The organism is Bacteroides clarus (assembly GCF_015555825.1).
Lineage (GTDB): Bacteria > Bacteroidota > Bacteroidia > Bacteroidales > Bacteroidaceae > Bacteroides > Bacteroides clarus.
The window spans coordinates 128144-153682 of record NZ_JADNLF010000007.1 but is presented as its reverse complement, the minus strand read 5'-3'; the positions used below and the strand labels follow the sequence as shown (position 1 = coordinate 153682).

Genomic DNA, 25539 nt, shown 5'->3' with positions numbered 1-25539 from the left:
ATTACACACACACATAACACGAGAACGCGTATTTTTGCAACATTAAATAATAAATCTATTATCATGAGTACAATTCAGAACACACTGGGCAAGATGTCCAATTATCGTTGGACCATTTGCGCCATGTTATTCTTTGCGACAACAGTTAACTATCTCGACCGCCAGGTATTATCACTTACCTGGGATGAATTTATCAAACCGGAATTTCACTGGGACGAATCACATTACGGTACAATTACAGCAGTCTTTTCATTTGTATATGCAGCTTGCATGTTGTTCGCAGGCCGTTTTGTAGACTGGATGGGGTCTAAAAAAGGATATTTATGGGCTATCGGCATATGGTCTTTAGGAGCTTGTCTCCACGCTTTCTGCGGTATTATCACAGAACATTTCGTAGGGCTGCACAGCGCGGCCGAATTAATGGGCGCCACAGGTGATGTAGTTGTAACCATTGCTACAATCAGTATGTACTGTTTCCTTGCAGCACGATGCGTACTCGCATTGGGAGAAGCAGGAAACTTCCCCGCAGCCATCAAAGTTACGGCTGAGTACTTCCCTAAAAAAGACCGTGCGTACGCAACTTCCATCTTCAATGCAGGCGCGTCAATCGGAGCTTTGATCGCACCTCTCTCTATTCCTTTGCTGGCAAAAGCCTGGGGTTGGGAAATGGCATTTATCGTAATCGGTGTGCTTGGTTTCATCTGGATGGGTTTCTGGATATTTATGTACACAGCGCCGGCTAAGAGTAAACATGTGAACAAGGCTGAATTAGAGTACATTGAACAAGATAATTATGAAGAAGAAGGAAACGCGGTACCGCAAACAGAAGAAAAGAAAATGAGTTTCCTGCAGTGTTTCAGCTATAAACAGACTTGGGCATTTGCCATTGGTAAATTTATGACTGACGGTGTATGGTGGTTCTTCCTTTTCTGGACTCCTTCCTATCTGAACACGCAGTTCGGTATCAAAACTTCCGATGGCTTGGGTATAGCTTTGATTTTCACATTGTATGCTATCACGATGCTCTCAATTTACGGCGGAAAACTACCTACTATCATTATCAAGAAAACAGGTCTGAATCCTTATGCGGCACGTATGCGCGCCATGTTGATTTTTGCTTTCTTCCCTCTGTTGGTATTGCTGGCACAGCCTTTGGGTACTATCTCTCCCTGGTTCCCGGTTATATTGATTGGTATCGGTGGTGCAGCTCACCAGTCATGGTCGGCTAATATTTTCTCTACCGTAGGCGATATGTTCCCGAAAACCGCTATTGCAACGGTTACCGGTATCGGTGGCATGGCAGGTGGCATAGGTTGTATGGTACTTCAATACGTTGCCGGCGAACTTTTCGTTTATGCCGGAGAAACCAATATGGCATTTATGGGCTTTGAAGGAAAACCTGCCGGATATTTCGTTATCTTCTGTGTATGCGCTGTAGCATACCTGATCGGATGGTGTATTATGAAAGCATTAGTCCCGAAGTACAAGCCTATCGTACTGAACTGATACGAAGAAAATATATAGATACAAAAAAGCTCTTTCACATGAAAGAGCTTTTTTTTGCCCTCTACTGCAAATTATAATAGTGAGGGCAATCTTAAAGATTAAAAAAAGGGAAGTCTCACGACTTCCACAATTCTTCTAACCTTAAATCTAAATCTCTATGAAAAAAACGTGCTGCAAATATAAAGCTTTATTAAACACCTTGTTATTAATAAAGTATATAAAGAGAAAGAAAATATTTAAGATTTATTAAATGAAGAACTGATAACGGGCCATGAGAAAAAGCACAGTTTTAGTCCTTATGATTCACAACTTTGCAATAATCGGGAATAGATTGAATTCTGCTTCAACAATTGGGGAACTCCGGTTATGAACATCTGTTTACGGGCTCTGGTCAAAGCTACATTAAGTTTACGGTCTATTTGTACCCCGTTCTCTTCTGTCAGATTAGCGAGAAGTTTCAACTGGGATACTCTGTTCACACAGAAAGAATAAATGATGACATCACGCTCGCTTCCTTGAAATCGTTCCACCGTATCTATCAGAACATCATTCAGTTCTTTAATTCCCAAATCTGCGATTTCTTTCTTTATCAAAGCTATTTGGCTACGATAAGGGGTTATTATTCCCAAAGTGGAAGCGGTATTGAAACAACCCGTGGCAAAAATATATTGTCGATAGACAGCAGCAGCCAATCGGGCCACAATCTTCGCTTCCGAATGATTGATTTTTGCCGACTGCATAGGCTGCTCCGGAGTAGACGGAATGAAAGCGACACGACGTGTCAGCAAAGCAGCAAATTCATTAGTAGAGAGCTCCGGAGACAGCTCAATAGTACCTGTTTGATGCTCCAGCCCTACCGGTTGTAGTAATCCGCCATAGAAAGCATGGTTCGGAAAGGCGGCAACTTCCACATTCATACGCCCTTGACGACAAAGAATATCAAAGGAGTTGAAAGCGGAAAGTTGAGAGTTGAAAGTTGAGGTTTCTTCTCCACAGGCCAAAGGTTGCTTAATGGCATTCCGATAAAGGCGTTCAAAAAGAGAGTCCTTTAAATTACACAAACCGATAGCCCGTAAACTTTCATCCTGAACTTCCGACTGTTCCGATGATTGAAGTACTACGGCCGGAAGCTGTTTATGGTCGCCTATCAAAACAAACTTTCCGATAGCATTCCCACCGGCAACGCTACGCATGCACAACAGTCCCAACAGTTGCGGTTCCAAGATTTGAGTGGCCTCATCTATCAGGGCTACATCAAAAGTCTTTAAACGGAACAGTTCGGTCTTGGCGGAGAGCGTAGCGACCGTCCCCACAAAAATCCGGCAACGTGCCATGCGCTCCTGCACTTCACGGCGGGTAGAACAACTCTCCAACATATTCTCTATCAAATGCGGACGGTAAACCTCATCACAGGAAAGTTCACTGCCGATACGTATAAAATCGACTTCCGGTGTAATAGCTGTCAGCATTTTACATATCTCATCCACTGCCCGATTGGTATATGAAAGTAACAGAATTTCCTTACCTTCCCGATAAAAGGTTTCCACCATACTACGCAAAGCACGAGAGGTCTTACCGGTACCCGGCGGGCCTATCAGCAAGAAATAATCTTTAGCAGCCTGCGCTTTCAAGGTAATACGCACAAAGTCATTGTCAGCAGCTGCTATGGCACCATTAAAAGCGCTATCGAATTCCGGCTCACGCCGATTCAGCAATAAATCCCGACGGTCTTTCGTAGCAGATAAGAAAGCGGACAATCCCCAATACATACAACGAAAAGAGGTATCCATATAATCATGCTCTATTGCATAGCGGCTATTCATTGGCAGAACCTCGACATTCTGTTGTGCAGCACGAAGTCTGACTCGAATATCAGAATCGGAAATCGTCTCGATATTTCCCTTAAACACCATCTTGTTGGTAACATTATCTTCACTGATATTCCGTTCGTACAGAACAATAGCATCTCCTTGCCTAAAATTAGGCAAAGTACCGGTATCCGTATGCGTACGTTCCAATAACAAATAGGGTTTGTGAATATCCGCCGCACAATTCTGCCGTATCACCAAATCATATAAAATCTCCCCGTTCTCGTTTTTCTCCTCCAAAGTAGCAAGCCATAAAGCGGCTGCGCCGGCACGTCCTTCATACTCTATATCACCGGATTTTGAAGTGTAGAGTTCTTTGGTTATAAAATTGTACAAGGCATAAAAATACGACTGTTCCAACGGTGACAGCGCATGAAGCTTTTGCGTCACTGCATCAATGGAAGGATATAAATAACGCTTCCACAATATATTATCCAGTTGCCGTTCGTTCAAGGTTTCAGGATTAATATCACGCAAGCGCTCTGCCGTATATTGCGGGGTATTACGCAACTGAATACCATATTCGTTCGCCACGATACGGTTTCGGACATCCATTACCCGACGTAACATCGCCCATGAAGGACGTGCCGGATAAAGCAACGGATAACGCGTATAAAGCAAATACGATTTCACCCGACGGTGATCCTTTCCCATAGCATACTCCAAGACAGCCTGATACAGTAACATCTGTACCTTATTATTCTCTTTGGGTTCTATCTTGCCCCGTATAGTATATTCATCCGCTTTACCCGACTTCATTTCGATGAAAGACGACATATCACGTTGCATATAGTCCAAACGTCCTTGCAGGCCTAATGCCTCACAAATATAAGACGGTTCCAGTACAGCGTCCGTTTTATCCAGTTCGTAGCCCGAATCCCGGAAAGTTTCCGTAACAGTCTGCCGAATATTGTCAAAATGCCGTCTGCAATCGGCAAAAAACTCACGTTCCTTTTCGCGGTCGCGCAAATCAGCGCAAGCAGCCAGCTCAATGGGATACGAACGGAACGCTTTTTTCATGCATGCCAAATAGTCGGGCTCACTTTCCGCATGAATCCATTCATCTAAAAAGAGGTTGGCGATATTACCCAATAGAAGCGGACGGGTATTATCGGGTGCCTGCAATCTCGCCAGCATATAGTTTGCCGGATGATGTCCGTATTCTCTGAAACACTCTGCCAGCGAACTGATGTCGAGCAGATAGTCAGGTTCCAGAATAATAAAAGAAGGCGTAAGAGTACCAGACTCATCTACAGCCACATCCAGTAAATTAATCTGGGCATGCCGCCACAGCAAACCACATGTTTCGGCAAACTCATCATTAACTTGAGGCACATTGTAACGTACACGTAGCGGTTCATCCGCCACAGTATCTACCGGCAGGACATATAGATAATCCGTATCGGCATACTGAAAACTGACACGCATACGTCGTACTCGCTCCTTTGCCATAGGAGCTGCAATATACGTAGCATCGGCTTGCGGTAACAGGCGATACAACCCGGTCGGAATATCTTTACCCGTCAAACGTTTTATAAAGAAAGATAAAGTCTTGGCATCACGCAACAGTTCGTCCCGAGAAGGAATTGTCCGATGATTGAGAACTGCATTAGAAGTAAGCCGGAAAGTATGCAGGCGGTTTTGCTCCGTAACAGTCAGTCCGAGTTTGGAAGATACAAAATTGATACGGGCGGAGAGGTCTGTCATTTGCAGGCTACTATCCGTCATTTGCGTACGGCACAAATGTTCAAGCAATCCCCTCAATTGACGGTAAGCAATTCCCAAAGAAGGATATTCCGCACGGCATACTTCCTTCAATAAATGAAAATATTCCTTTATTTCAGCGTTCATTCCTCTTCCGTCTCTACTATCTCTTCGGTCTCATCGGTTTTCTTATCCTTAATCATCAGGATACTCATTTCATAAAGAAGATAAAGCGGAACAGCAACTACGGTCAGCGTAAACGGGTCGCCCGTAGGTGTTATGACAGCAGCGGCAATAACGATGATTACCACTGCGTGACGGCGATACTTGCGTAAGAATGTTTTATGTACCAGCCCCAATAACGAAAGCAGCCACGTCACCAGCGGAAGTTCAAAGGCAAGCCCCATACAGAGTACCAGCATCATAAAGTTATCGATGTACGAATTGAGAGAAATCTGATTCTCTATCGCCGCACTGAGCTGATAAGTGGAGAGAAAACGTAATGTAAGCGGATAAACCATGAAATACCCCAGCAACACTCCGACAAAGAACATCACCGTACCTAAGCCGAGCGCCTTCTGTACCCCCCTGCGTTCACCCGGATAGAGCGCGGGGCTGATGAACCGCCATATTTCGAAGAATATATACGGTGCAGCCGTCACTACCGACATCCAGAAAGCCGTAGATATATGGATAAAAAATGGTGCGGCCAGATTAATATTTATCAGTTTTATTTGAAACTCTTGCGTAAAGAACTCATCGTGCAAGTCGAATTTATTACCGATATAACGCAACAAATCATAGAAAATGAAATCATTATGGCAAGGAGCCAACACTACATTATCAAATAGATAAGGCATTGCAATGAAATAACCCACAGCCAATACAAACCATACGCCGAGAACGCGAAACAGCACCCGGCGCAGCTCATCCAAATGGTCCCAAAAGGTTAATTCTTTATCTGCCATGATTATAAACAGTGATAGGATGATAAGATGATAGGATATCACTCCATCACGTTATCGCCTCATTACTTATCTGCAGGTTTATCTACCTCTTCCTTGGCTTTATTGATTTCGTCTTTAGCCTCATTCACACCTTCTTTGAAGCTCTTTACGCCTTTACCCAAGCCACGCATCAATTCTGGGATTTTTTTACCGCCAAACAACAGCAAGATAACCAGTGCGATAATAATCCATTCGGAACCGCTGGGCAGGAAACCTAATAAAAGTAAGTTTGTCATAGTCATATCGGATTAAATTTGATTGCAAAGATAAGAAGATTTATGAAATATGAAGTATAAAGTATAAAGTATAAAGTGTAACTCATTATAGTAAGTGTTGAAATATTTTAGACCTTATACTTCATACTTCTTCTCAGTCCTGATAATATACTCTCTTCACACGTGTCGAAACACTTGTCAGCACTTCGTATGGAATGGTACCAAGCACATCGGAAAGAACGGTTATAGGAAGATGATCTCCGAAGATTTCCACACTGTCACCTTCTTTACAATCAATATCCGTAACGTCAATCATGCAGACATCCATACAAATATTCCCCACATAAGGAGCACGCTGCCCGTTCACCAGACAATAGGCGTGACCGTTACCTAAATGCCTGTTCAATCCGTCGGCATAACCGATAGGAATGGCTGCAATACGGGAAGGGCGCACTAAATGTCCCTTACGGCTATATCCCACCGTATCTTCTTCGGGTACATCACGTATTTGCAGAATAGTAGTCTTCAGCGTACTGACATTATTCATTATAGAATTATCTATCGGACTGACACCATACAGCCCGATTCCCAATCGTACCATATCAAACTGTGCTCCCGGAAAACGCTCTATACCTGCCGAATTGCAGATATGGCGAAGTATTTTATGCGGAAACGCCTCCTGCAACTGCATGGATGCCTTCTCAAAAATCTCTATCTGTCTGCGTGTAAAGGCATCGAACTGCGGAGCGTCGCTTCCTACAAAATGGGAGAATACCGAACGGGGAATGACTGCATTCTGTCCTTTCAGACGTTCTATAAGCAGGGGCATATCATCCGGAGCGAACCCCAACCGGTGCATACCGGTATCCAGCTTTACATGAATGGGGAAATTGGTGATACCTTCTTTCTCGGCTTCCTTAATCAACGCCTCCAGTAAGTGGAAGCTGTAAACTTCCGGTTCCAGTTTATAATCGAACATCGTCTTGAATGCCGTCATTTCCGGATTCATAATGATGATGCTTGCCGTAATTCCCGCCTTGCGCAAGTCCGAACCTTCATCGGCAACGGCAACAGCCAAGTAATCCGCATGATGTTCCTGCAAGGTTTTGGCAATCTCATACGATCCTGCGCCATAAGCGGAAGCCTTCACCATACATACCATTTTTGTTTCAGGCCTCAGTTTACCGCGATAATAATTCAAATTGGCAATCATCGCACCGAGATTCACCTCCAATATCGTTTCATGCACCTTCTTCTCCAGAACCTCCGTCAACTCATCAAAGCCGAACTTGCGCGCACCTTTAATCAGGATTATTTCATTCTCCAAGCGGAGTTCGCCTTTTCCAATGGCTTCAGTCAGCGCAGCCGTATCCGGATAAAAAGCTTTCTCGATATTAAACCGTGCGGCACACGAAGATATTTCATTTCCCACACCGATAATACGTTCTATTCCCCGGCTGTTTACCAATTGCGCCACCTGCCGGTAAAGAGTAGGCGTATTCTGTCCCGTCTCCAGTATATCCGAAAGAATCAGTGTCCGTTTCAAGCCCTTGCTCTGTGAGCGGCGATACAAGAAATCAAGCGCTATATCCAGCGAACCGAGGTCAGAATTGTAACTGTCGTTTATAAGCAAGCACCCGTTTTTGCCCTCTTTCACCTCCAGGCGCATCGCTATCGGTTCCAGTTTTGCCATACGCTCCGTAATCTGTTCGGCAGGCAGCATCAGATACAGACAGGCCGCCAAACAATTCAACGAATTCTCGATAGAAGCATCATCAATGAACGGCAGTGTAAATGTATTGTCCATATCCAGATAACGATAAGAAACAACAGTGGAATCCTCTTGCTTTTCCACCTTACTTATATATAACGGACGCTCCATATCTTTCCTGCTCCATGCTATCTCACGGGCGGAAAGCATGGATTTGCCCACGCAGTTATTGATAAACTCGTCGTCACCGTTATAAATCACCACATCGCAATTCTTAAAGAGCGCCAGCTTCTCCATACATTTCTCCTGCAAAGAGAAGAAATTCTCCTGATGCGCGCCTCCTATATTTGTCAGGATACCGATTGTAGGTTTGATAATATTCTGCAAGGCACGCATTTCTCCCGGTTCCGAAATGCCCGCCTCCAATATGGCAAGCTCCGTTTGCCCATTCATCTGCCATACGGACAAAGGCACTCCAATCTGCGAATTGTAACTGCGGGGCGAACGGGTGATTACACGCTCCGGACTCAACAACTGATGCAACCACTCCTTCACAATGGTTTTTCCATTACTGCCCGTTATGCCGATAACAGGTATTTGAAAGCGATCACGATGTTGTTCCGCCAACTTCTGCAATGCTTTCAGCGGACTTGGCACGACTAATAAGTTAAAAGTCGAAGACTGAAAGTTGAACGTTTCAACTTCCTTCAAGCCTTCTTCGCTGACGACAAAATTACGAACGCCGCGCGTATATAAATCACGGATATAACGTGCTCCGTCATTCCGTTTGGTAGTCAAAGCAAAAAACAAGGTTTCCTCCGGGAAACTCAGGGAACGGCTATCTGTAAGCAGCCAGTCAATAGCGGCCGGCGTATCGCCTATCCGCCGCGCACCAATTATTCGGGCTATATCTTCAATCGTATATGACATAATTCTCTCTCCTTTTGGAAGTCTAAGTACGGGTATTTTCCGTTAAGTTGGTCTATTTTTAACACAATTTGTCCTAAAAAACGCTTATACTCTTCAGAATCCGGGTGAAAAGGCTTATGAGCTAATCCTCTACGGATATTTTCACTTTCCTCTATTATCTGTAACGTCTCCTCCGAGAAACACGCAGACGAAAAACGCTCCCACACATATTGTACAGCCATATCGGAAGGATGTACCATATCTTCAGCATAGAAACGATAATCGCGTAATTCATCCAAAATCAATTCATAGGCGGGAAAATAGAATACGCTTTCCTGAAAAGCGGCTTGCAGCCTGTCTAGAGCCAGCAACAAGGTAGCTTTACTGAGTTGGTTGGCGTGCATACCATCCCTCGCATGACGAATGGGACTGACTGTAAGTATCACTTTCAGTCCGGAATTTCGCGCCAACAACCCGGACAACAATGAAGTATAATCCGATACGATTTCATCGACCGTCAATCGTCGGAGGATAAATTCTTTTCCCGGCAGCTTATGACAATTTCCTACGATGCGTCCTGTATTCTTTTGCTCGTACACCCACGATGTACCGAAAGTCAACAACAAACAGTCCGAACGAAAAATCCACTCATGTGCGCGGGCAATCCGTTCATTTATCTTCTTCAACGTTTCATCTGCTGACAGTGATGAGAAATCCCCGTGATGCATGGGGCTGTGCCAACAGTCACGAAAGAAAAAGAGATCTTCCTTTCCGTACACCTTTCCGAGTATGATTTCGCGCAAAGCGGCAGATATGGATAGAGGGTTGTAAAGTACACCGTAAGGATTGATGTCACACGAGAATTTAGCATCCGCAAGCCTTGTACCCATATTAGTCGCAAAACAAGAGCCGAGCAGCAACAAACGGTCCGCGTGCCGCAATCGGGGCAGGTTGGCAGGGAGTTCAACAGGGGTAGTGAAGTTCATACACAAACTTTATTCAAATCTTTGCAAAGATACAAAGAAATACCATAAACGGGGAAACTGCAACTTTAAAATCCCGTAAAAGGCGGACGACGGAACAAAAAACAGACAAAATGATACAGCCATCCGTTTTCTTTTGCTATTTTTGCATTTTGTAATCTTCAGTACAATGATGAAAACAGAACCAACAACATATAACTTGTTAGACTCCATTTCCTATCCGGAAGACCTGCGTAAATTAAGCGTGGAACAGCTCCCGGAAGTTTGTGAAGAATTAAGACAAGACATCATTCAAGAACTTTCGTGCAACCCGGGACACTTTGCAGCAAGTCTGGGTACAGTGGAACTTACCGTCGCGCTGCATTACGTCTACAATACCCCTTACGACCGTATAGTATGGGACGTAGGGCATCAAGCCTATGGTCACAAGATGCTGACCGGACGTCGCGAGTCTTTTTGCACCAACCGGAAGTTCAAGGGCATACGCCCCTTCCCCACTCCAGTGGAAAGCGATTACGACACCTTCACCTGCGGACATGCTTCAAACTCCATTTCGGCAGCCTTAGGCATGGCTGTTGCCGCAGCCAGAAAAGGTGAGAAAGACCGTCATGTAGTAGCCGTCATCGGCGACGGAAGCATGAGTGGCGGACTGGCTTTTGAGGGCTTGAACAATGCCTCGTCCACCGCCAACAATCTGTTGATTATCCTTAACGACAACGACATGGCAATAGACCGCAGTGTAGGCGGCATGAAACAATACCTTTTCAATCTGACAACCTCCAACCGCTACAACCAGCTGCGTTTCAAAGCCTCCAAGATGTTATTTAAAATGGGCGTACTGAATGAAGACCGGCGTAAAGCGCTAATCCGCTTTTCCAACAGTCTGAAATCAATGGCGGCCCAGCAACAGAACATCTTCGAAGGGATGAACATCCGATACTTCGGTCCGATAAACGGACATGACGTAAAGAACTTGGCCCGTATTCTGCGGGATATAAAAGATATGCAAGGACCTAAAATCCTTCATTTGCACACTGTAAAGGGTAAAGGCTTCGAACCGGCCGAGAAGGAGCCGGGCATCTGGCACGCACCCGGCAAATTCGACCCCGAAACCGGAGAGCGCATCACTGCAGACACCAGCAATCTGCCTCCTCTATACCAAACCGTATTCGGCGAGACGTTAGTGGAATTGGCAGAGAAGAATCCGAAAATCGTCGGGGTGACGCCCGCCATGCCCACCGGATGTTCCATGAACATATTGATGCAAGCCATGCCCGACCGGGCTTTCGACGTAGGCATCGCCGAAGGACACGCCGCCACATTCTCCGGCGGTATGGCAAAAGAAGGTCTGCAACCTTTCTGCAACATATATTCGTCCTTCATGCAGCGGGCTTATGACAACGTGATACATGACATTGCCATCCTGCGGTTGCCTGTAGTGCTCTGCCTGGACCGCGCCGGATTGGTAGGTGAAGACGGACCGACACATCATGGCGTATACGACCTCGCTTATTTCCGTCCTATCCCGAACCTGACCATATCCTCACCCATGGACGAGCACGAACTGCGTCACCTGATGTACACGGCACAGCTGCCGGACAAAGGTCCGTTCGTAATCCGTTATCCGCGCGGACGTGGCGTGTTGGTGGACTGGAAATGTCCGCTGGAAGAAATCCCCGTAGGTAAAGGTCGGAAACTGAAAGACGGGAAAGACCTTGCGGTCATCACCCTCGGTCCGATAGGAAACATTGCCGCGCGCGCCATCAAACGGGCGGAAACAGAGAAAGGACTCTCCATAGCCCACTACGACCTGCGTTTCCTCAAACCATTGGACGAAACACTGTTACACGAAGCGGGACGCAACTTCAAACGTATCATCACCATAGAAGACGGTGCGCGAAAAGGCGGTATGGGAAGCGCCGTACTGGAATTTATGGCAGACAACAGCTACACCCCGCACATAGAGCGCATCGGCGTACCCGACACGTTTATAGAGCATGGTACGGTACAGGAGTTGTATCAGTTGTGCGGAATGGATGAGGAAGGAATCTATAATATATTAATTAAGAATGATGAATGATGAATGAAGAATCGGGTTGCGCTCGCTACGCAAACCATCCGCAAGGGAATTCTTCATTCATCCTTCTTAATTCTTCATTTCTAAAAGCATTGTGAAGATAATCATTGCTGGTGCCGGCGCAGTAGGCACACATTTAGCCAAGCTATTGTCTCGCGAGAAGCAAGACATTATATTAATGGACGACAACGAAGAAAGGATGAGTACACTCAGCTCCAACTTCGACTTGATGACTGTCACTGCCTCTCCCACTTCCATTAAAGGATTGAAAGAAGTAGGGGTGGGAGAAGCCGACCTCTTTATCGCCGTTACTCCCGATGAAAGCCGTAACATCACTGCCTGCATGCTTGCTACCAATCTGGGTGCGGTAAAGACCGTAGGCCGCATTGACAACTACGAATACCTGTTGCCCAAGAACAAGGAATTCTTCCAGAAGCTGGGGGTGGACTCGCTTATCTACCCGGAAATGCTTGCGGCAAAAGAGATTGTATCTTCTATCCGTATGAGCTGGGTACGCCAATGGTGGGAATTCTGCGGCGGCGCGCTGATTCTGATAGGCGCCAAGATGCGTGAGAAAGCAGAGATTCTGGATATTCCTCTGCATCAACTGGGCGGACCTGAACTGCCTTATCACGTGGTAGCCATCAAGCGCGGCAACGAGACACTGATTCCCCGAGGTGACGATGTCATCAAACTGCATGATATTGTTTATTTTACAACTACCCGCAAATTCGTTCCGTACATCCGTAAGATAGCCGGCAAAGAAGATTATGCCGATGTGCGCAATGTCATGATTATGGGTGGAAGCCGCATTGCAGTACGTACCGCACAATATGTTCCCGACTATATGCAAGTGAAGATCGTGGACAACGACTTGAACCGCTGCAACCGCCTGACCGAATTACTGGATGATAAAACTATGATTATCAACGGAGACGGACGGGACATGGACTTGCTTGTAGAAGAAGGATTAAAGAACACCGAAGCCTTTGTGGCGCTAACCGGAAACTCGGAAACAAATATCCTCGCCTGTCTGGCGGCAAAGCGCATGGGAGTAAGCAAGACAGTGGCGGAAGTAGAAAACATAGATTACATAGGCATGGCGGAAAGCCTCGATATCGGTACGGTTATCAACAAAAAGATGATTGCCGCCAGCCACATTTACCAGATGATGCTGGACGCCGATGTCAGTAACGTAAAATGCCTGACCTTTGCCAACGCCGATGTAGCTGAATTCACCGTCAAACCCGGCTCGAAGATAACCAAACATCAGGTAAAAGACCTCGGTCTGCCTAAAGGAACGACCATCGGCGGACTGATACGTAACGGCGAAGGCGTTGTGGTTATGGGTAGCACGCAAATATTACCCGGAGACCACGTGGTAGTATTCTGCCTGAACATGATGATTAAGAAAATCGAAAAATACTTTAATTAGCGAACGTGATTAACTTTAAGACAATTATACGGATTATCGGTATCCTGCTATTACTGGAAACAGTCATGCTGCTGGCATGTTCGGCAATATCGTATTACTATAATGACGAAGCCCTGCTCGACTTCTGGAAATCGGCAGGCATCACTGCCGGAGCCGGCCTGCTCATGGCTATTGCCGGAAAAGGCGGTGAAAAACAGCTGACCCGCCGTGACGGTTACGTACTGGTCAGCCTTGCCTGGGTGGCTTTTTCCCTTTTCGGCATGCTGCCTTTCTATATCAGCGGATACGTTCCCGACATCACGAACGCTTTCTTCGAAACCATGTCCGGTTTTACAAGTACGGGAGCCACCGTACTGGATAATATAGAATCGCTTCCTCACGGATTACTGTTCTGGCGCGGCATGACGCAATGGATCGGCGGTTTGGGAATTATCATGTTTACGATTGCGGTATTGCCAATTTTCGGGGTCAGCGGCCTGCAGGTATTTGCCGCCGAAGCCAGCGGTCCCACGCACGATAAAGTGCATCCACGCATCGGCATCACCGCCAAATGGATATGGAGTATCTATACCGGCCTTACCCTGATTCTCGTAGCCCTGTTAATGCTGGGCGGTATGGATTGGTTCGACAGTGTGTGTCACGCCTTTGCCACCACAGGAACGGGAGGATTCTCTACCAAACAGGCAAGTGTGGCCTATTACAACTCCCCCTATATAGAGTATGTCATCTCTATTTTCATGTTCATTTCCGGTATCAACTTTACACTGTTACTATTCTTCGTCAACCGGAAATTCAAAAAGGTCATCGACAACGCCGAGTTAAAATGGTACTTCTGGTCGGTAGTCGGTTTTACCACCGTCATAGCCGTTGTCCTCTACTATACCAGTTCGATGGGCGTGGAAGAGGCTTTTCGTAAATCATTGTTCCAGGTTATATCTCTGCAGACCTCTACTGGCTTTGCCACAGATGATTACATGCTGTGGACGCCTATGCTTTGGGGATTGCTAACCGTCGTCATGATCATGGGAGCTTGCGCAGGCAGTACCACCGGAGGACTGAAATGCATCCGGATGGTAATCCTTGCCAAAGTATCACGTAATGAGTTCAAACATATTCTGCATCCCAATGCCGTACTGCCGGTACGCGTAAACAAACAGGTAATATCTCCTTCCATCGTTTCCACGGTGCTGGCATTCTTCTTTTTATACATCATCATCATTATCATCGGCATATTAATCATGATGGGAATGGGGATAGGAGCCGAAGAATCCATCGGTTGCGTCATATCCAGCATCGGTAATATGGGCCCCGGATTAGGTGATACAGGTCCGGCCTATTCATGGAACGCCCTGCCTGATGCAGCCAAATGGCTACTGTCATTCCTCATGCTATTGGGACGTTTGGAATTATTCACCGTCTTACTTTTGTTCACCCCGGAATTCTGGAAACGGAATTGATTTAGGATAAAAAGTGTAAAAATAGTCATTTTTTGTTATGCAGAGATAGCAAAATGAGAGATACTTATTATATCTTTGCGCCCTGAAAAGAGATATGGAGATATGAAACAGTGCATAAAATATTGTATAATAGCCATACTCGCAGTTTTATTACACAACGGTGCAATAGGGGCTGCGGATTTTTTGTGCACTCCGGTCAACTGTAAAGCAGAAAGTTGCGTCTTAACTCAGGCGCCTACCGCCCAACAAGCTATCCAGAACTATTACAACCATTTATCGTCTACATCTTCCTGTCTGGAATATGTGGAACATATGCAAGTGCCAAGTAATAAAGGTTCTCTGCTGCGTGTCGATATTATCCGTATGCAACAATTGCTGCGCGCACAAAGTTACGACCCTATGCCGGACTTACATTACCCTCCCGTTCCCGACCCGCATTACTACGTATTCGGGCTTAGAAAGATTATCAGATAAAAGGGTGGCCTCTACCACTTTATTGCCTTTATTCAGCATATCTATATATTATATATCTAAAATCTTATCAGATTTATGAACTTTACTTTGTTAGTAGTCGTCTTGCTGACGGCAATTGCTTTCGTGGGTATTGTTATCGCGCTGTCCAATGCGATAGCCCCCCGTTCGTACAATGCACAGAAAATGGAGCCGTACGAGTGTGGTATTCCCACCCGCGGTAAATCATGGATGCAGTTCCGGGTAGGTTACTATCTGTTCGCCATTCTGTTTCTGATGTTTGAAGTAGAGACCGTATTCCTGTTTCCGTGGGCAGTCATTGCACGCGAGCTTGGAGTAGCCGGGCTTTTCAGTATTTTGTTTTTCCTTATTATATTAATTCTGGGTCTTGCTTATGCCTGGAGGAAAGGAGCTTTGGAATGGAAGTAACGAAGAAACCCAACATAAAATCCATCCCTTATGAGGAGTTTACAGACAACGAAACGTTGGAGAAATTGGTTCGGGAACTCAATGCGGGAGGCGCTAATGTGGCTCTCGGCGTACTGGACGATTTCGTCAACTGGGGACGCAGCAATTCGCTGTGGCCGCTTACGTTTGCAACAAGCTGTTGCGGTATCGAATTCATGGCCCTCGGCGCAGCCCGCTATGACATGGCGCGCTTCGGGTTTGAAGTAGCCCGTGCCAGTCCGCGCCAGGCAGATATGATTATGGTGTGCGGAACAATCACGAACAAAATGGCGCCGGTACTGAAACGTTTGTACGACCAGATGGCCGACCCTAAGTACGTGATAGCCGTAGGCGGTTGCGCTGTCAGCGGCGGCCCGTTCAAGAAATCTTATCACGTTGTCAACGGAGTGGATAAGATTCTGCCGGTAGACGTATATATCCCGGGATGTCCTCCCCGCCCCGAAGCATTCTACTACGGAATGATGCAATTGCAACGTAAGGTAAAAATAGAGAAGTACTTTGGTGGTGTAAATCAAAAAGAAGAAAAACCGGAAGAATAAATATGAATGCAATAAGATATATAGAGCCCGCGGCTTTGCATGACGAGATGCTGCGCCTGCGGCAAGAAGAGCAGATGGACTTTCTGGAATGCCTCACCGGTATGGACTGGGGCGAACCGGATACTGCAAAAGATACTCCCGATACTCCGCGCGGACTGGGCGTAGTGTATCAGTTGGAGTCCACCGTTACCGGCAAACGGGTTGCGGTTCGCACCGCCACTCTCGACCGGGAACATCCCGAACTCCCTTCCGTTTGCGACATCTGGAAAGCCGCAGACTTCCTGGAACGTGAAGTGTTCGACTTCTATGGCGTAGTGTTCATCGGACACCCCGATATGAGACGCCTCTATCTGCGCAATGACTGGGTAGGCTATCCGATGCGTAAAGACGATGACCCGGAGGCACAGAACCCTCTGCGCATGGATAACGAAGAAACCATCGATACCACCACCGAGCTGGAACTTAACCCGGACGGAACCGTAAAGAACAAAGAGTCACAACTCTTCGGCGACGACGAATATGTGGTAAACATCGGTCCCCAGCACCCTGCCACCCACGGCGTAATGCGTTTCCGCGTATCGTTGGAAGGCGAAATCATCGAAAAGATAGATGCTAACTGCGGATATATCCACCGTGGTATCGAGAAAATGTGCGAAAGCCTTACATACCCGCAGACACTGGCTCTGACCGACCGTCTGGACTATCTGGGCGCTCACCAGAACCGCCACGCCCTGTGTATGTGTATCGAAAAGGCCATGGGCATAGAGGTAAGCGAGCGCGTGCAATACATCCGCACCATCATGGACGAGTTGCAGCGTATCGATTCTCACCTGCTTTTCTACTCCTGTCTGGCAATGGACCTCGGTGCGCTGACCGCTTTCTTCTACGGCTTCCGTGACCGTGAAAAGATTTTGGACATCTTTGAAGGCACTTGCGGCGGGCGCCTCATCATGAACTACAACACGATTGGCGGCGTGCAAGCCGATATCGCTCCCGACTTCCAGAAGAAAGTGAAAGAATTCATCCCTTACCTGCGCGGCATCCTGCACGAATACCACGACGTGTTTACGGGAAATATCATTGCGCAGCAACGTCTGAAAGGCGTAGGCGTACTGTCCCGCGAAGACGCCATAGCTTTCGGCGCCACCGGCGGCACGGGGCGCGCCAGCGGTTGGGCGTGCGACGTACGTAAACGTATGCCTTACAGTGTATATGATAAGGTGGACTTCAAAGAGATTGTCCGCACCGAAGGAGACTCCTGGGCACGCTACCTCATCCGTATGGATGAAATCATGGAAAGCTTGAAAATCATCGAACAGCTGATAGACAATATCCCCGAAGGCGCATACCAGGAGAAGATGAAACCGATTATCCGTGTGCCGGAAGGCACTTACTATGCCGCCGTAGAAGGCAGCCGCGGTGAGTTCGGCGTATTCCTCGAGAGCCATGGCGACAAAACTCCCTACCGTTTGCACTTCCGCAGTACGGGTCTTCCGCTGGTATCTACCGTAGATACGATTTGCCGCGGCGCAAAGATTGCCGACCTTATTGCCATCGGTGGAACACTGGACTATGTAGTACCGGATATCGATAGATAAAGGAGTAGATAGCAAACATACACCAAACTATCAAATAGTAAATCGTAAAATCGTAAATAAACAGATGTTTGACTTTAGTATAGTAACCAATTGGATTCACCAGATGCTGACCTCCTTCATGCCGGAAGGTCTGGCGGTGTTTCTCGAATGTGTAGTGATAGGCGTATGCATCATCCTGATGTATGCAGTGCTTGCCATTATCCTGATTTATATGGAGCGCAAGATATGCGCCTTTTTCCAATGCCGCCTCGGACCGATGCGTGTGGGAAAGTGGGGATTGCTCCAAGTGCCCTGCGACGTTATCAAGATGTTGACTAAAGAAATCATTGACCTGAAGTTCTCCGACAGATTCCTCTACAACCTGGCGCCGTTCATGGTCATTATAGCCTCGTTCCTCACTTTCGCCTGTCTGCCCATCAGCAAAGGGCTGGAAGTGCTTGACTTCAACGTGGGCGTGTTCTTCCTGCTTGCCGCTTCAAGTATCGGCGTGGTAGGTATCCTGCTTGCCGGCTGGAGTTCCAACAACAAGTTCTCGCTTATCGGAGCCATGCGAAGCGGCGCGCAAATCATCAGTTACGAACTTTCCTGCGGGCTGAGTATCCTGACAATGGTAGTCCTGATGGGCACGATGCAGTTCTCCGAAATCGTAGCCGGACAAGCCGACGGCTGGTTTATATTCAAAGGACACATCCCGGCAGTTATAGCGTTCGTCATCTATCTTATTGCGGGTAATGCGGAAACCAACCGCGGCCCGTTCGACTTGCCCGAAGCCGAAAGCGAGCTGACCGCCGGTTATCATACGGAATACTCCGGTATGGGTTTCGGCTTCTTCTATCTGGCAGAGTACCTGAACCTGTTCATCGTAGCCGGTATAGCCGCCACTATTTTCCTGGGTGGCTGGATGCCGTTGCACATCGTCGGCCTGGACGGTTTCAATGCGGTCATGGATTACATTCCGGGCTTTGTGTGGTTCTTCGGCAAGGCATTCTTCGTAGTATTCCTGCTGATGTGGATTAAATGGACATTCCCGCGCCTGCGCATCGACCAGATTCTGAACCTCGAATGGAAATATCTGGTTCCTATCAGCATGGTGAACCTGATTCTAATGGTATTAATCGTAGTATTTAAATTACATTTCTGATGAAAGATAATAACTCCTACATAGGCAGCCTCATCAATGGTATCACTTCCCTGCTCACGGGTATGAAAACCACTATGACCGTTTTCTGCCGTAAGAAGACTACCGAACAATATCCGGAAAACCGGAAGACGCTGAAACTCTCCGAACGTTTCCGGGGTACGCTGACAATGCCCCACAATGAGCGGAACGAGCACCATTGCATCGCGTGCGGCCTGTGCCAGATGGCTTGTCCCAACGACACCATCAAGGTGACGAGCGAAACCGTAGAAACGGAAGACGGCAAGAAAAAGAAGATACTGGCGAAATACGAATACGACCTCGGCTCCTGTATATTCTGCCAGCTTTGCGTCAATGCCTGTCCGCACGATGCCATCACATTCGACCAGAACTTTGAGCATGCCGTATTCGACCGCAGCAAACTGGTACTGACGCTGAATCATCCGGGCAGTCACGTAGAAGAGAAGAAACCCGCCGCTCCCCAACCCGAAGTAGCGAAGTAATTAGTAATTCATAATTAGTAATCAATAACATGGAATTTAATCTTGAAACAATAGTATTTTACTTCCTTGCGGCTTTTATTACCGTATTCTCCATACTGACGGTAACCACCAAACGTATGGTACGTTCGGCCACATACCTGCTGTTTGTGCTGTTCGGTACAGCCGGCATCTACTTCCTGCTGGGATACACATTCCTCGGTTCGGTACAGATTATGGTATACGCGGGCGGTATCGTCGTGCTTTACGTCTTCTCCATCCTGCTCACCAGCGGTGAAGGCGACATGGCGGGAAAGCTGAAACGCAGCAAGTTCCTCGCCGGACTGGGCACTACCGTAGCCGGAGCTGTCATTGTACTGTTCATAACCCTGAAACATAAATTCATCGCCACCACCGACGTAGCGCCTCTTGAAGTCAACATCAAGACTATCGGCCACCACATGCTGAGCGGTGACAAGTACGGTTACCTGTTGCCTTTCGAAGCCGTCAGTATTCTGCTGCTGGCATGTATCGTAGGCGGATTATTAATAGCACGTAAAAGATAAGAATTATGATACACATGGAATATTACCTGATAGTCTCGGCTATCATGTTTTTCGCCGGTATCTACGGGTTCTTCACCCGCCGCAATACCTTGGCGATATTGATTTCAATCGAGTTGATACTGAACGCTACGGACATCAACTTCGCGGTATTCAACCGTTTTCTGTTTCCCGGTGGGCTGGAAGGCTATTTCTTCGCCCTGTTCTCCATCGCCATCTCGGCGGCCGAGACAGCTGTGGCCATCGCTATCATGATTAACATCTATCGCAACATACGTTCTATCCAGGTGAACAAGCTGGACGAACTCAAATGGTAATCACTAAATTTAAAATTAAAAGAGAAATGGAGTTTCATTTTTTAATTCTCAACTCTTAATTCTCAATTTAGAAATTATGGAATATACGATTCTAATCCTTCTTCTTCCCTTGCTCTCGTTCCTTGTGTTGGGATTGGGCGGCAAATGGATGTCGCACCGCACCGCCGGAATCATCGGCACGGCGGTACTGGGTGCAGTGGCGGTACTCTCCTACCTCACCGCAATACAATATTTCGCCTCTCCCCGGCTGGCAGACGGCACATACGCCACGCTGATGCCTTACAACTGTACATGGCTGCCGTTCACACCGTCGCTCAGCATTGACCTGGGCATCTTGCTCGATCCCATATCGGTGATGATGCTGATTGTCATAAGTACCGTATCATTCATGGTACACCTCTACTCTTTCGGCTATATGAAAGGGGAACGCGGTTTCCAACGCTATTATGCTTTCCTCTCGCTTTTCACCATGTCCATGCTGGGGCTGGTGGTAGCGACCAATATCTTCCAGATGTATCTGTTCTGGGAGTTGGTGGGTGTATCTTCCTACCTGCTGATCGGCTTCTACTATACGAAACCCGCGGCAATCGCCGCCAGCAAGAAAGCGTTTATCGTGACCCGTTTTGCCGACCTTGGCTTCCTTATCGGTATTCTGGTTTACGGTTACTATGCCGGAACCTATACTTTCCAGCCCAATGAAATGGCACTGCTGAAAGGCGGCGCAACAATGATTCCGCTGGCGCTGGGACTGATGTTCATCGGTGGAGCCGGCAAGAGCGCCATGTTCCCGCTGCACATCTGGCTGCCCGACGCCATGGAAGGCCCTACTCCGGTCAGCGCGTTGATTCATGCCGCTACCATGGTCGTCGCAGGCGTCTATCTGGTGGCACGCATGTTCCCGCTGTTCATCGACTATGCACCCCATGTGCTGCACCTCGTCGCCTATGTAGGCGCATTCACAGCGTTCTACGCCGCCAGCGTAGCCTGTGTGCAAAGCGACATCAAGCGTGTGCTCGCCTTCTCCACCATCTCGCAGATAGGCTTTATGATGGTGGCTCTCGGCGTATGTACTTCCATGAACCCGCACGAAGGCGGGCTGGGCTACATGGCAGGTATGTTCCATTTGTTTACGCACGCCATGTTCAAGGCATTGCTGTTCCTCGGTGCAGGCAGCATCATCCATGCGGTGCACAGCAACGAGATGTCCGCTATGGGCGGGCTGCGCAAATATATGCCGATTACGCATATCACTTTCCTGATAGCCTGCCTTGCCATCGCCGGCATTCCCCCGTTCTCCGGATTCTTCTCCAAGGACGAGATATTGACGGCCTGCTTCCAATTCAGCCCTGCCATGGGTTGGATAATGACAGTGATTGCCGCAATGACCGCATTCTATATGTTCCGCCTCTACTACGGCATTTTCTGGAGCGACAGGAAGTCGGCGGTTAGCGACGAACACGCGCAAGACACCGAGCACGCGCACCACACTCCCCACGAAAGCCCGTTGACGATGACCGTCCCGTTGATGTTCCTCGCCGTTGTTACAGTGGTTGCCGGATTCATTCCTTTCGGACACTTCGTCAGTTCGAACGGCGAAGCCTATACCATTCATCTGGACTGGGGCGTGGCAGGTACAAGCATAGCCATCGCCGTTATTTCCATCGCTTTGGCAACCTATATGTATAAAAGCGGAAAGCAACCCGTCGCCAATGCGCTCGCCCGCCGCTTCAACGGTTTGTGGACGGCAGCCTACCACCGCTTCTATATCGATGAAGTTTACCAGTTTATCACCCACCGCATCATCTTCGGCTGCATCAGCCGTCCCATTGCCTGGTGGGACCGTCATGTGGTAGACGGCTTCTTCGACTTTCTGGCCTGGGGCGCCAATGCCACCAGCGACGAGATACGAGGCCTGCAAAGCGGACGCATCCAGCAATACACCTTCGTATTCCTGCTGGGTACGCTCATACTGATATTGCTGCTGTTGCTGTAAACGAGAAACGGACATTGATATCGATGTATCAATCCATAGAACAATAACAATTAATACAATACTATAAAGATGAATTTCTTATCCATATTCGTACTCATCCCTTTGCTGATGCTGCTGGGTCTTTGGCTCAGCCGTAACATAGCACAGATACGCGCGGTGATGACAACCGGCGCTTCGGCACTGCTCATCGCTGCCGTCGGACTGACTATCGTCTATCTGCAAGCCCGTCATGGCGGCGCTACGGATGAAATGCTGTTCCGTGCCGACGTAGCCTGGTATCCCGCCCTCAACATTCACTATTCCGTAGGTGTGGACGGCATCTCGGTAGCCATGCTGCTGCTCTCGGCCGTCATTGTCTTTACGGGAACATTCGCTTCCTGGCGTCTGCAACCGCTGACCAAAGAATATTTCCTGTGGTTCACCCTGCTGTCAATGGGTGTGTTCGGCTTCTTTATCTCCACCGACCTGTTCACCATGTTCATGTTCTACGAGGTAGCGCTTATCCCGATGTACCTGCTGATTGGCGTATGGGGCTCGGGACGCAAGGAATATGCCGCCATGAAACTGACACTGATGCTTATGGGCGGTTCCGCTTTCCTGCTGATCGGTATCCTGGGTATCTACTTCGGCAGCGGCGCCACCACCATGAACCTGCTGGAAATAGCCCAACTGCACAATATCCCTATCGAGCAACAACGCATCTGGTTCCCGCTTACCTTCCTCGGTTTCGGTGTGCTGGGCGCTCTGTTCCCTTTCCACACATGGAGCCCCGACGGTCACGCATCCGCACCGACTGCCGTTTCCATGCTGCATGCGGGCGTACTGATGAAACTGGGCGGTTACGGATGTTTCCGCATCGCCATGTATCTGATGCCCGAAGCCGCGCAGGAACTCGGCTGGATATTCCTCGTACTGACAGGTATCTCCGTTGTATACGGCGCATTCTCCGCCTGCGTGCAAACCGACCTGAAATATATCAACGCCTACTCTTCCGTATCGCACTGCGGTCTGGTGCTTTTCGCCATTCTGATGATGAACCGGACGGCCTGTACGGGCGCCGTGCTGCAAATGCTTTCCCACGGATTGATGACCGCCCTGTTCTTCGCCCTTATCGGTATGATTTACGGACGTACGCACACACGTGACGTACGCGAGCTTAGCGGACTGATGAAGATTATGCCTTTCCTGGCCGTATCCTACGTCATCGCCGGTCTTGCCAACCTCGGTTTGCCGGGACTCAGCGGCTTCATCGCCGAAATGACAATCTTCAACGGCGCTTTCCAGCATCCCGATACATTCCACCGCGTATGGACCGTCATTGCCTGCACAAGCATCGTGATTACCGCGGTCTACATTCTGCGCCTTGTCGGTAAAATCCTTTACGGAACCTGCACCAACAAGCACCACCTGACATTGACCGATGCCACGTGGGACGAACGTACCGCCGTAATCATTCTTATCGCTTGCGTAGCCGGCCTCGGTCTTGCCCCGCTGTGGATAAGCAACATGATTGGAGACAGCGTGCTGCCGGTAGTCAACCTATTAGCCACTCACTAATCATTAATCACTAAACAGTTAATCACTAAATAACATGGATTACTCCCAATTTCTCTTAATGAAGGAAGAGCTGTCGCTGATAGCGGTTATCGTTATCCTCTTCATAGCCGACCTCTTCATGAGTCCGGATGCGCACAAAAACGACGGCAAGCCGATGTTGAACACCATGCTGCCCGTTGTTCTGCTCATTATCCATACGCTTATAACCATCATTCCCGGCCCGGCAGCCGACGCTTTCGGCGGGATGTACCATAACCAGCCGATACAGAGCATCGTCAAATCCATCCTCAGCGTAGGTACGCTTATCGTATTCCTCATGGCGCACGAATGGATGCGCCGCCCCGATACGGCAATCAAGCAAGGCGAGTTTTATGTGCTGACACTCTCCACGCTGCTGGGTATGTACTTTATGATTTCCGCCGGCCATTTCCTGATGTTCTTCATCGGACTGGAAACCGCCAGTATCCCGATGGCCGCACTGGTGGCTTTCGACAAGTACCGCCACCACTCTGCCGAGGCAGGAGCCAAATACATTCTTACCGCGCTCTTTTCCAGCGGCCTGCTGCTTTACGGCCTTTCGCTGATATACGGTTCGGTAGGTACGCTCTACTTCGCTGATATTCCGGCACGTCTGGATGGAAACCCGTTACAGATTATGGCGTTCGTATTCTTTTTCTCCGGCATGGGATTCAAGATTTCATTGGTGCCCTTCCACTTGTGGACGGCCGACGTATACGAAGGCGCCCCGAGTACGGTAACCGCTTACCTGAGCGTTATCTCCAAAGGCGCGGCGGCATTCGTGCTGATGACCATACTTTATAAAGTGTTTGCCCCGATGGTGGCGCAATGGCAGGAAGTGCTTTACTGGGTTATCATCGCCTCCATCACGCTTGCCAACCTCTTCGCGCTGCGCCAGGAAAACCTGAAACGACTGATGGCGTTCTCCAGTATCTCACAGGCCGGTTACATCATGCTGGGTGTCATCAGCGGAACGTCACTGGGTATGACGTCACTGGTGTACTACGTATTGATTTACCTGTTTGCCAACCTCGCGGTCTTTACCGTTATCACGATTGTGGCATTACGTGCCAATAAGTTTACGCTGGAAGATTACAACGGATTGTACACCACCAATCCCAAGCTGGCTTTCCTCATGACATTGGCGCTGTTCTCACTGGCGGGTATCCCGCCGTTTGCGGGCTTCTTCTCGAAGTTCTTCATCTTTGCGGCAGCCTTCCAGAGCGGTTTCCATCTGCTGGTATTCATTGCGCTGATTAACACAATCCTGTCACTTTACTATTATCTGAAGATTGTAAAGGCAATGTACATCAACAAGAGCGACGAGCCGATTACCGCTTTCCGCAGCGACAACTACACGCGCGCCAGCCTTGTCATCTGTACGCTGGGCATCGTGGCGCTGAGCATTGCGAGCGTGGTATACCAGTCCATCGACAAGTTCTCGTTCGGCATGTAGCGGTTGGTTTTCCATAAAACAACGTTTATCACATATCCCCCTTCACCTTCCACGCTCCCCTTTCCACGGG

At 48.1% G+C, this 25539-nt stretch carries 20 protein-coding genes; 15 read left to right on the top strand and 5 right to left on the bottom strand.

Translation table 11 applies throughout. From position 1 onward, the window contains the following. The first annotated feature begins 63 nt into the window (after positions 1-63). Entirely contained in the window at positions 64-1506 is a 1443-nt protein-coding gene (locus I2F54_RS09705) for an MFS transporter (protein WP_009123028.1), read from the top strand. A gap of 296 nt (positions 1507-1802) precedes the next feature. Here the strand turns inward: I2F54_RS09705 and I2F54_RS09700 are convergent, their stop codons facing one another. From I2F54_RS09700 to I2F54_RS09680, 5 genes are all read right to left on the bottom strand, one after another. Beyond that, entirely contained in the window at positions 1803-5225 is a 3423-nt protein-coding gene (locus I2F54_RS09700) for an AAA domain-containing protein (protein ID WP_195501071.1), read from the bottom strand. Next, on the bottom strand, positions 5222-6046 hold the full coding sequence (gene tatC / locus I2F54_RS09695; RefSeq protein WP_009123026.1) for a twin-arginine translocase subunit TatC: 825 nt from the start codon (positions 6044-6046) through the stop codon (positions 5222-5224). The genes I2F54_RS09700 and tatC overlap by 4 nt, the downstream gene beginning before the upstream one ends. Before the next feature lie 62 nt (positions 6047-6108). Next, positions 6109-6321 carry a Sec-independent protein translocase subunit TatA/TatB gene (locus tag I2F54_RS09690; RefSeq protein ID WP_021939892.1) on the bottom strand — a complete coding sequence of 71 codons (213 nt, stop codon included), beginning with the start codon at positions 6319-6321 and terminating at the stop codon, positions 6109-6111. A gap of 133 nt (positions 6322-6454) precedes the next feature. Then, complete coding sequence (locus tag I2F54_RS09685) at positions 6455-8941, bottom strand: bifunctional UDP-N-acetylmuramoyl-tripeptide:D-alanyl-D-alanine ligase/alanine racemase (RefSeq protein ID WP_195501070.1); 2487 nt, start codon at positions 8939-8941, stop codon at positions 6455-6457. Then, a complete protein-coding gene (locus I2F54_RS09680) occupies positions 8917-9906 on the bottom strand; it encodes a GSCFA domain-containing protein (protein WP_195501069.1) in 990 nt (329 codons plus the stop codon). Before I2F54_RS09680 ends, I2F54_RS09685 begins: the two co-directional genes overlap by 25 nt. A 169-nt stretch (positions 9907-10075) precedes the next feature. Here I2F54_RS09680 and dxs point away from each other — a divergent pair, with 169 nt between their 5' ends. The 14 genes from dxs to I2F54_RS09610 all read left to right on the top strand — a co-directional run bounded on the left by dxs (position 10076) and on the right by I2F54_RS09610 (position 25469). After that, positions 10076-11983, top strand: a complete 1908-nt coding sequence (dxs, locus tag I2F54_RS09675) for a 1-deoxy-D-xylulose-5-phosphate synthase (protein WP_195501095.1) — start codon at positions 10076-10078, stop codon at positions 11981-11983. A 91-nt stretch (positions 11984-12074) separates the two neighbouring features. Further along, complete coding sequence (gene trkA / locus I2F54_RS09670) at positions 12075-13415, top strand: Trk system potassium transporter TrkA (protein WP_009123021.1); 1341 nt, start codon at positions 12075-12077, stop codon at positions 13413-13415. Positions 13416-13420: 5 nt separating this feature from the next. Further along, on the top strand, positions 13421-14872 hold the full coding sequence (locus tag I2F54_RS09665; protein WP_195501068.1) for a TrkH family potassium uptake protein: 1452 nt from the start codon (positions 13421-13423) through the stop codon (positions 14870-14872). 102 nt (positions 14873-14974) lie between these two features. Beyond that, positions 14975-15346 (top strand): hypothetical protein, encoded by a 372-nt coding sequence (locus tag I2F54_RS09660; protein WP_022218226.1) that lies wholly within the window; start codon positions 14975-14977, stop codon positions 15344-15346. A 75-nt stretch (positions 15347-15421) separates the two neighbouring features. Further along, entirely contained in the window at positions 15422-15772 is a 351-nt protein-coding gene (locus I2F54_RS09655; protein WP_009123018.1) for an NADH-quinone oxidoreductase subunit A, read from the top strand. Further along, positions 15763-16350, top strand: coding sequence for an NADH-quinone oxidoreductase subunit B (locus I2F54_RS09650; RefSeq protein ID WP_022218227.1), 588 nt, complete (start codon positions 15763-15765; stop codon positions 16348-16350). The genes I2F54_RS09655 and I2F54_RS09650 overlap by 10 nt, the downstream gene beginning before the upstream one ends. A gap of 2 nt (positions 16351-16352) precedes the next feature. Further along, complete coding sequence (locus tag I2F54_RS09645; RefSeq protein WP_195207319.1) at positions 16353-17948, top strand: NADH-quinone oxidoreductase subunit D; 1596 nt, start codon at positions 16353-16355, stop codon at positions 17946-17948. 64 nt (positions 17949-18012) lie between these two features. Further along, complete coding sequence (nuoH, locus tag I2F54_RS09640) at positions 18013-19089, top strand: NADH-quinone oxidoreductase subunit NuoH (RefSeq protein WP_009123015.1); 1077 nt, start codon at positions 18013-18015, stop codon at positions 19087-19089. Further along, entirely contained in the window at positions 19089-19589 is a 501-nt protein-coding gene (locus tag I2F54_RS09635) for a 4Fe-4S binding protein (RefSeq protein ID WP_195501067.1), read from the top strand. The genes nuoH and I2F54_RS09635 overlap by 1 nt, the downstream gene beginning before the upstream one ends. Before the next feature lie 29 nt (positions 19590-19618). Beyond that, positions 19619-20131: an NADH-quinone oxidoreductase subunit J family protein gene (locus tag I2F54_RS09630; protein WP_009123013.1), complete on the top strand. Its 513-nt coding sequence runs from the start codon at positions 19619-19621 to the stop codon at positions 20129-20131. A 5-nt stretch (positions 20132-20136) separates the two neighbouring features. Next, positions 20137-20445 carry an NADH-quinone oxidoreductase subunit NuoK gene (gene nuoK, locus I2F54_RS09625; RefSeq protein ID WP_009123012.1) on the top strand — a complete coding sequence of 103 codons (309 nt, stop codon included), beginning with the start codon at positions 20137-20139 and terminating at the stop codon, positions 20443-20445. Between the two features lie 76 nt (positions 20446-20521). Beyond that, the gene (nuoL, locus tag I2F54_RS09620) at positions 20522-22438 is read left to right on the top strand and encodes an NADH-quinone oxidoreductase subunit L (RefSeq protein WP_087412348.1); all 1917 of its coding nucleotides are present in this window, start codon (positions 20522-20524) and stop codon (positions 22436-22438) included. Between the two features lie 69 nt (positions 22439-22507). Further along, positions 22508-23995 (top strand): complex I subunit 4 family protein, encoded by a 1488-nt coding sequence (locus tag I2F54_RS09615; RefSeq protein WP_009123010.1) that lies wholly within the window; start codon positions 22508-22510, stop codon positions 23993-23995. Positions 23996-24029: 34 nt separating this feature from the next. Continuing rightward, a complete protein-coding gene (locus tag I2F54_RS09610) occupies positions 24030-25469 on the top strand; it encodes an NADH-quinone oxidoreductase subunit N (RefSeq protein WP_009123009.1) in 1440 nt (479 codons plus the stop codon). The last annotated feature ends 70 nt before the right edge of the window (positions 25470-25539 follow it).

What these genes read in the sequence shown, in the direction of transcription:
- I2F54_RS09630 (WP_009123013.1), top strand. Translation starts at nt 19,619, where the DNA reads ATGGAATTTAATCTTGAAACAATAGTATTTTACTTCCTTGCGGCTTTT.
- I2F54_RS09650 (WP_022218227.1), top strand. Translation starts at nt 15,763, where the DNA reads ATGGAAGTAACGAAGAAACCCAACATAAAATCCATCCCTTATGAGGAG.
- tatC (WP_009123026.1), bottom strand. Translation starts at nt 6,046, where the DNA reads ATGGCAGATAAAGAATTAACCTTTTGGGACCATTTGGATGAGCTGCGC.
- I2F54_RS09705 (WP_009123028.1), top strand. Translation starts at nt 64, where the DNA reads ATGAGTACAATTCAGAACACACTGGGCAAGATGTCCAATTATCGTTGG.
- I2F54_RS09615 (WP_009123010.1), top strand. Translation starts at nt 22,508, where the DNA reads ATGAATTTCTTATCCATATTCGTACTCATCCCTTTGCTGATGCTGCTG.
- nuoL (WP_087412348.1), top strand. Translation starts at nt 20,522, where the DNA reads ATGGAATATACGATTCTAATCCTTCTTCTTCCCTTGCTCTCGTTCCTT.
- I2F54_RS09685 (WP_195501070.1), bottom strand. Translation starts at nt 8,941, where the DNA reads ATGTCATATACGATTGAAGATATAGCCCGAATAATTGGTGCGCGGCGG.
- nuoK (WP_009123012.1), top strand. Translation starts at nt 20,137, where the DNA reads ATGATACACATGGAATATTACCTGATAGTCTCGGCTATCATGTTTTTC.
- I2F54_RS09680 (WP_195501069.1), bottom strand. Translation starts at nt 9,906, where the DNA reads ATGAACTTCACTACCCCTGTTGAACTCCCTGCCAACCTGCCCCGATTG.
- I2F54_RS09610 (WP_009123009.1), top strand. Translation starts at nt 24,030, where the DNA reads ATGGATTACTCCCAATTTCTCTTAATGAAGGAAGAGCTGTCGCTGATA.
- dxs (WP_195501095.1), top strand. Translation starts at nt 10,076, where the DNA reads ATGAAAACAGAACCAACAACATATAACTTGTTAGACTCCATTTCCTAT.
- I2F54_RS09690 (WP_021939892.1), bottom strand. Translation starts at nt 6,321, where the DNA reads ATGACAAACTTACTTTTATTAGGTTTCCTGCCCAGCGGTTCCGAATGG.
- I2F54_RS09635 (WP_195501067.1), top strand. Translation starts at nt 19,089, where the DNA reads ATGAAAGATAATAACTCCTACATAGGCAGCCTCATCAATGGTATCACT.
- I2F54_RS09645 (WP_195207319.1), top strand. Translation starts at nt 16,353, where the DNA reads ATGAATGCAATAAGATATATAGAGCCCGCGGCTTTGCATGACGAGATG.
- I2F54_RS09700 (WP_195501071.1), bottom strand. Translation starts at nt 5,225, where the DNA reads ATGAACGCTGAAATAAAGGAATATTTTCATTTATTGAAGGAAGTATGC.
- nuoH (WP_009123015.1), top strand. Translation starts at nt 18,013, where the DNA reads ATGTTTGACTTTAGTATAGTAACCAATTGGATTCACCAGATGCTGACC.
- I2F54_RS09655 (WP_009123018.1), top strand. Translation starts at nt 15,422, where the DNA reads ATGAACTTTACTTTGTTAGTAGTCGTCTTGCTGACGGCAATTGCTTTC.
- I2F54_RS09660 (WP_022218226.1), top strand. Translation starts at nt 14,975, where the DNA reads ATGAAACAGTGCATAAAATATTGTATAATAGCCATACTCGCAGTTTTA.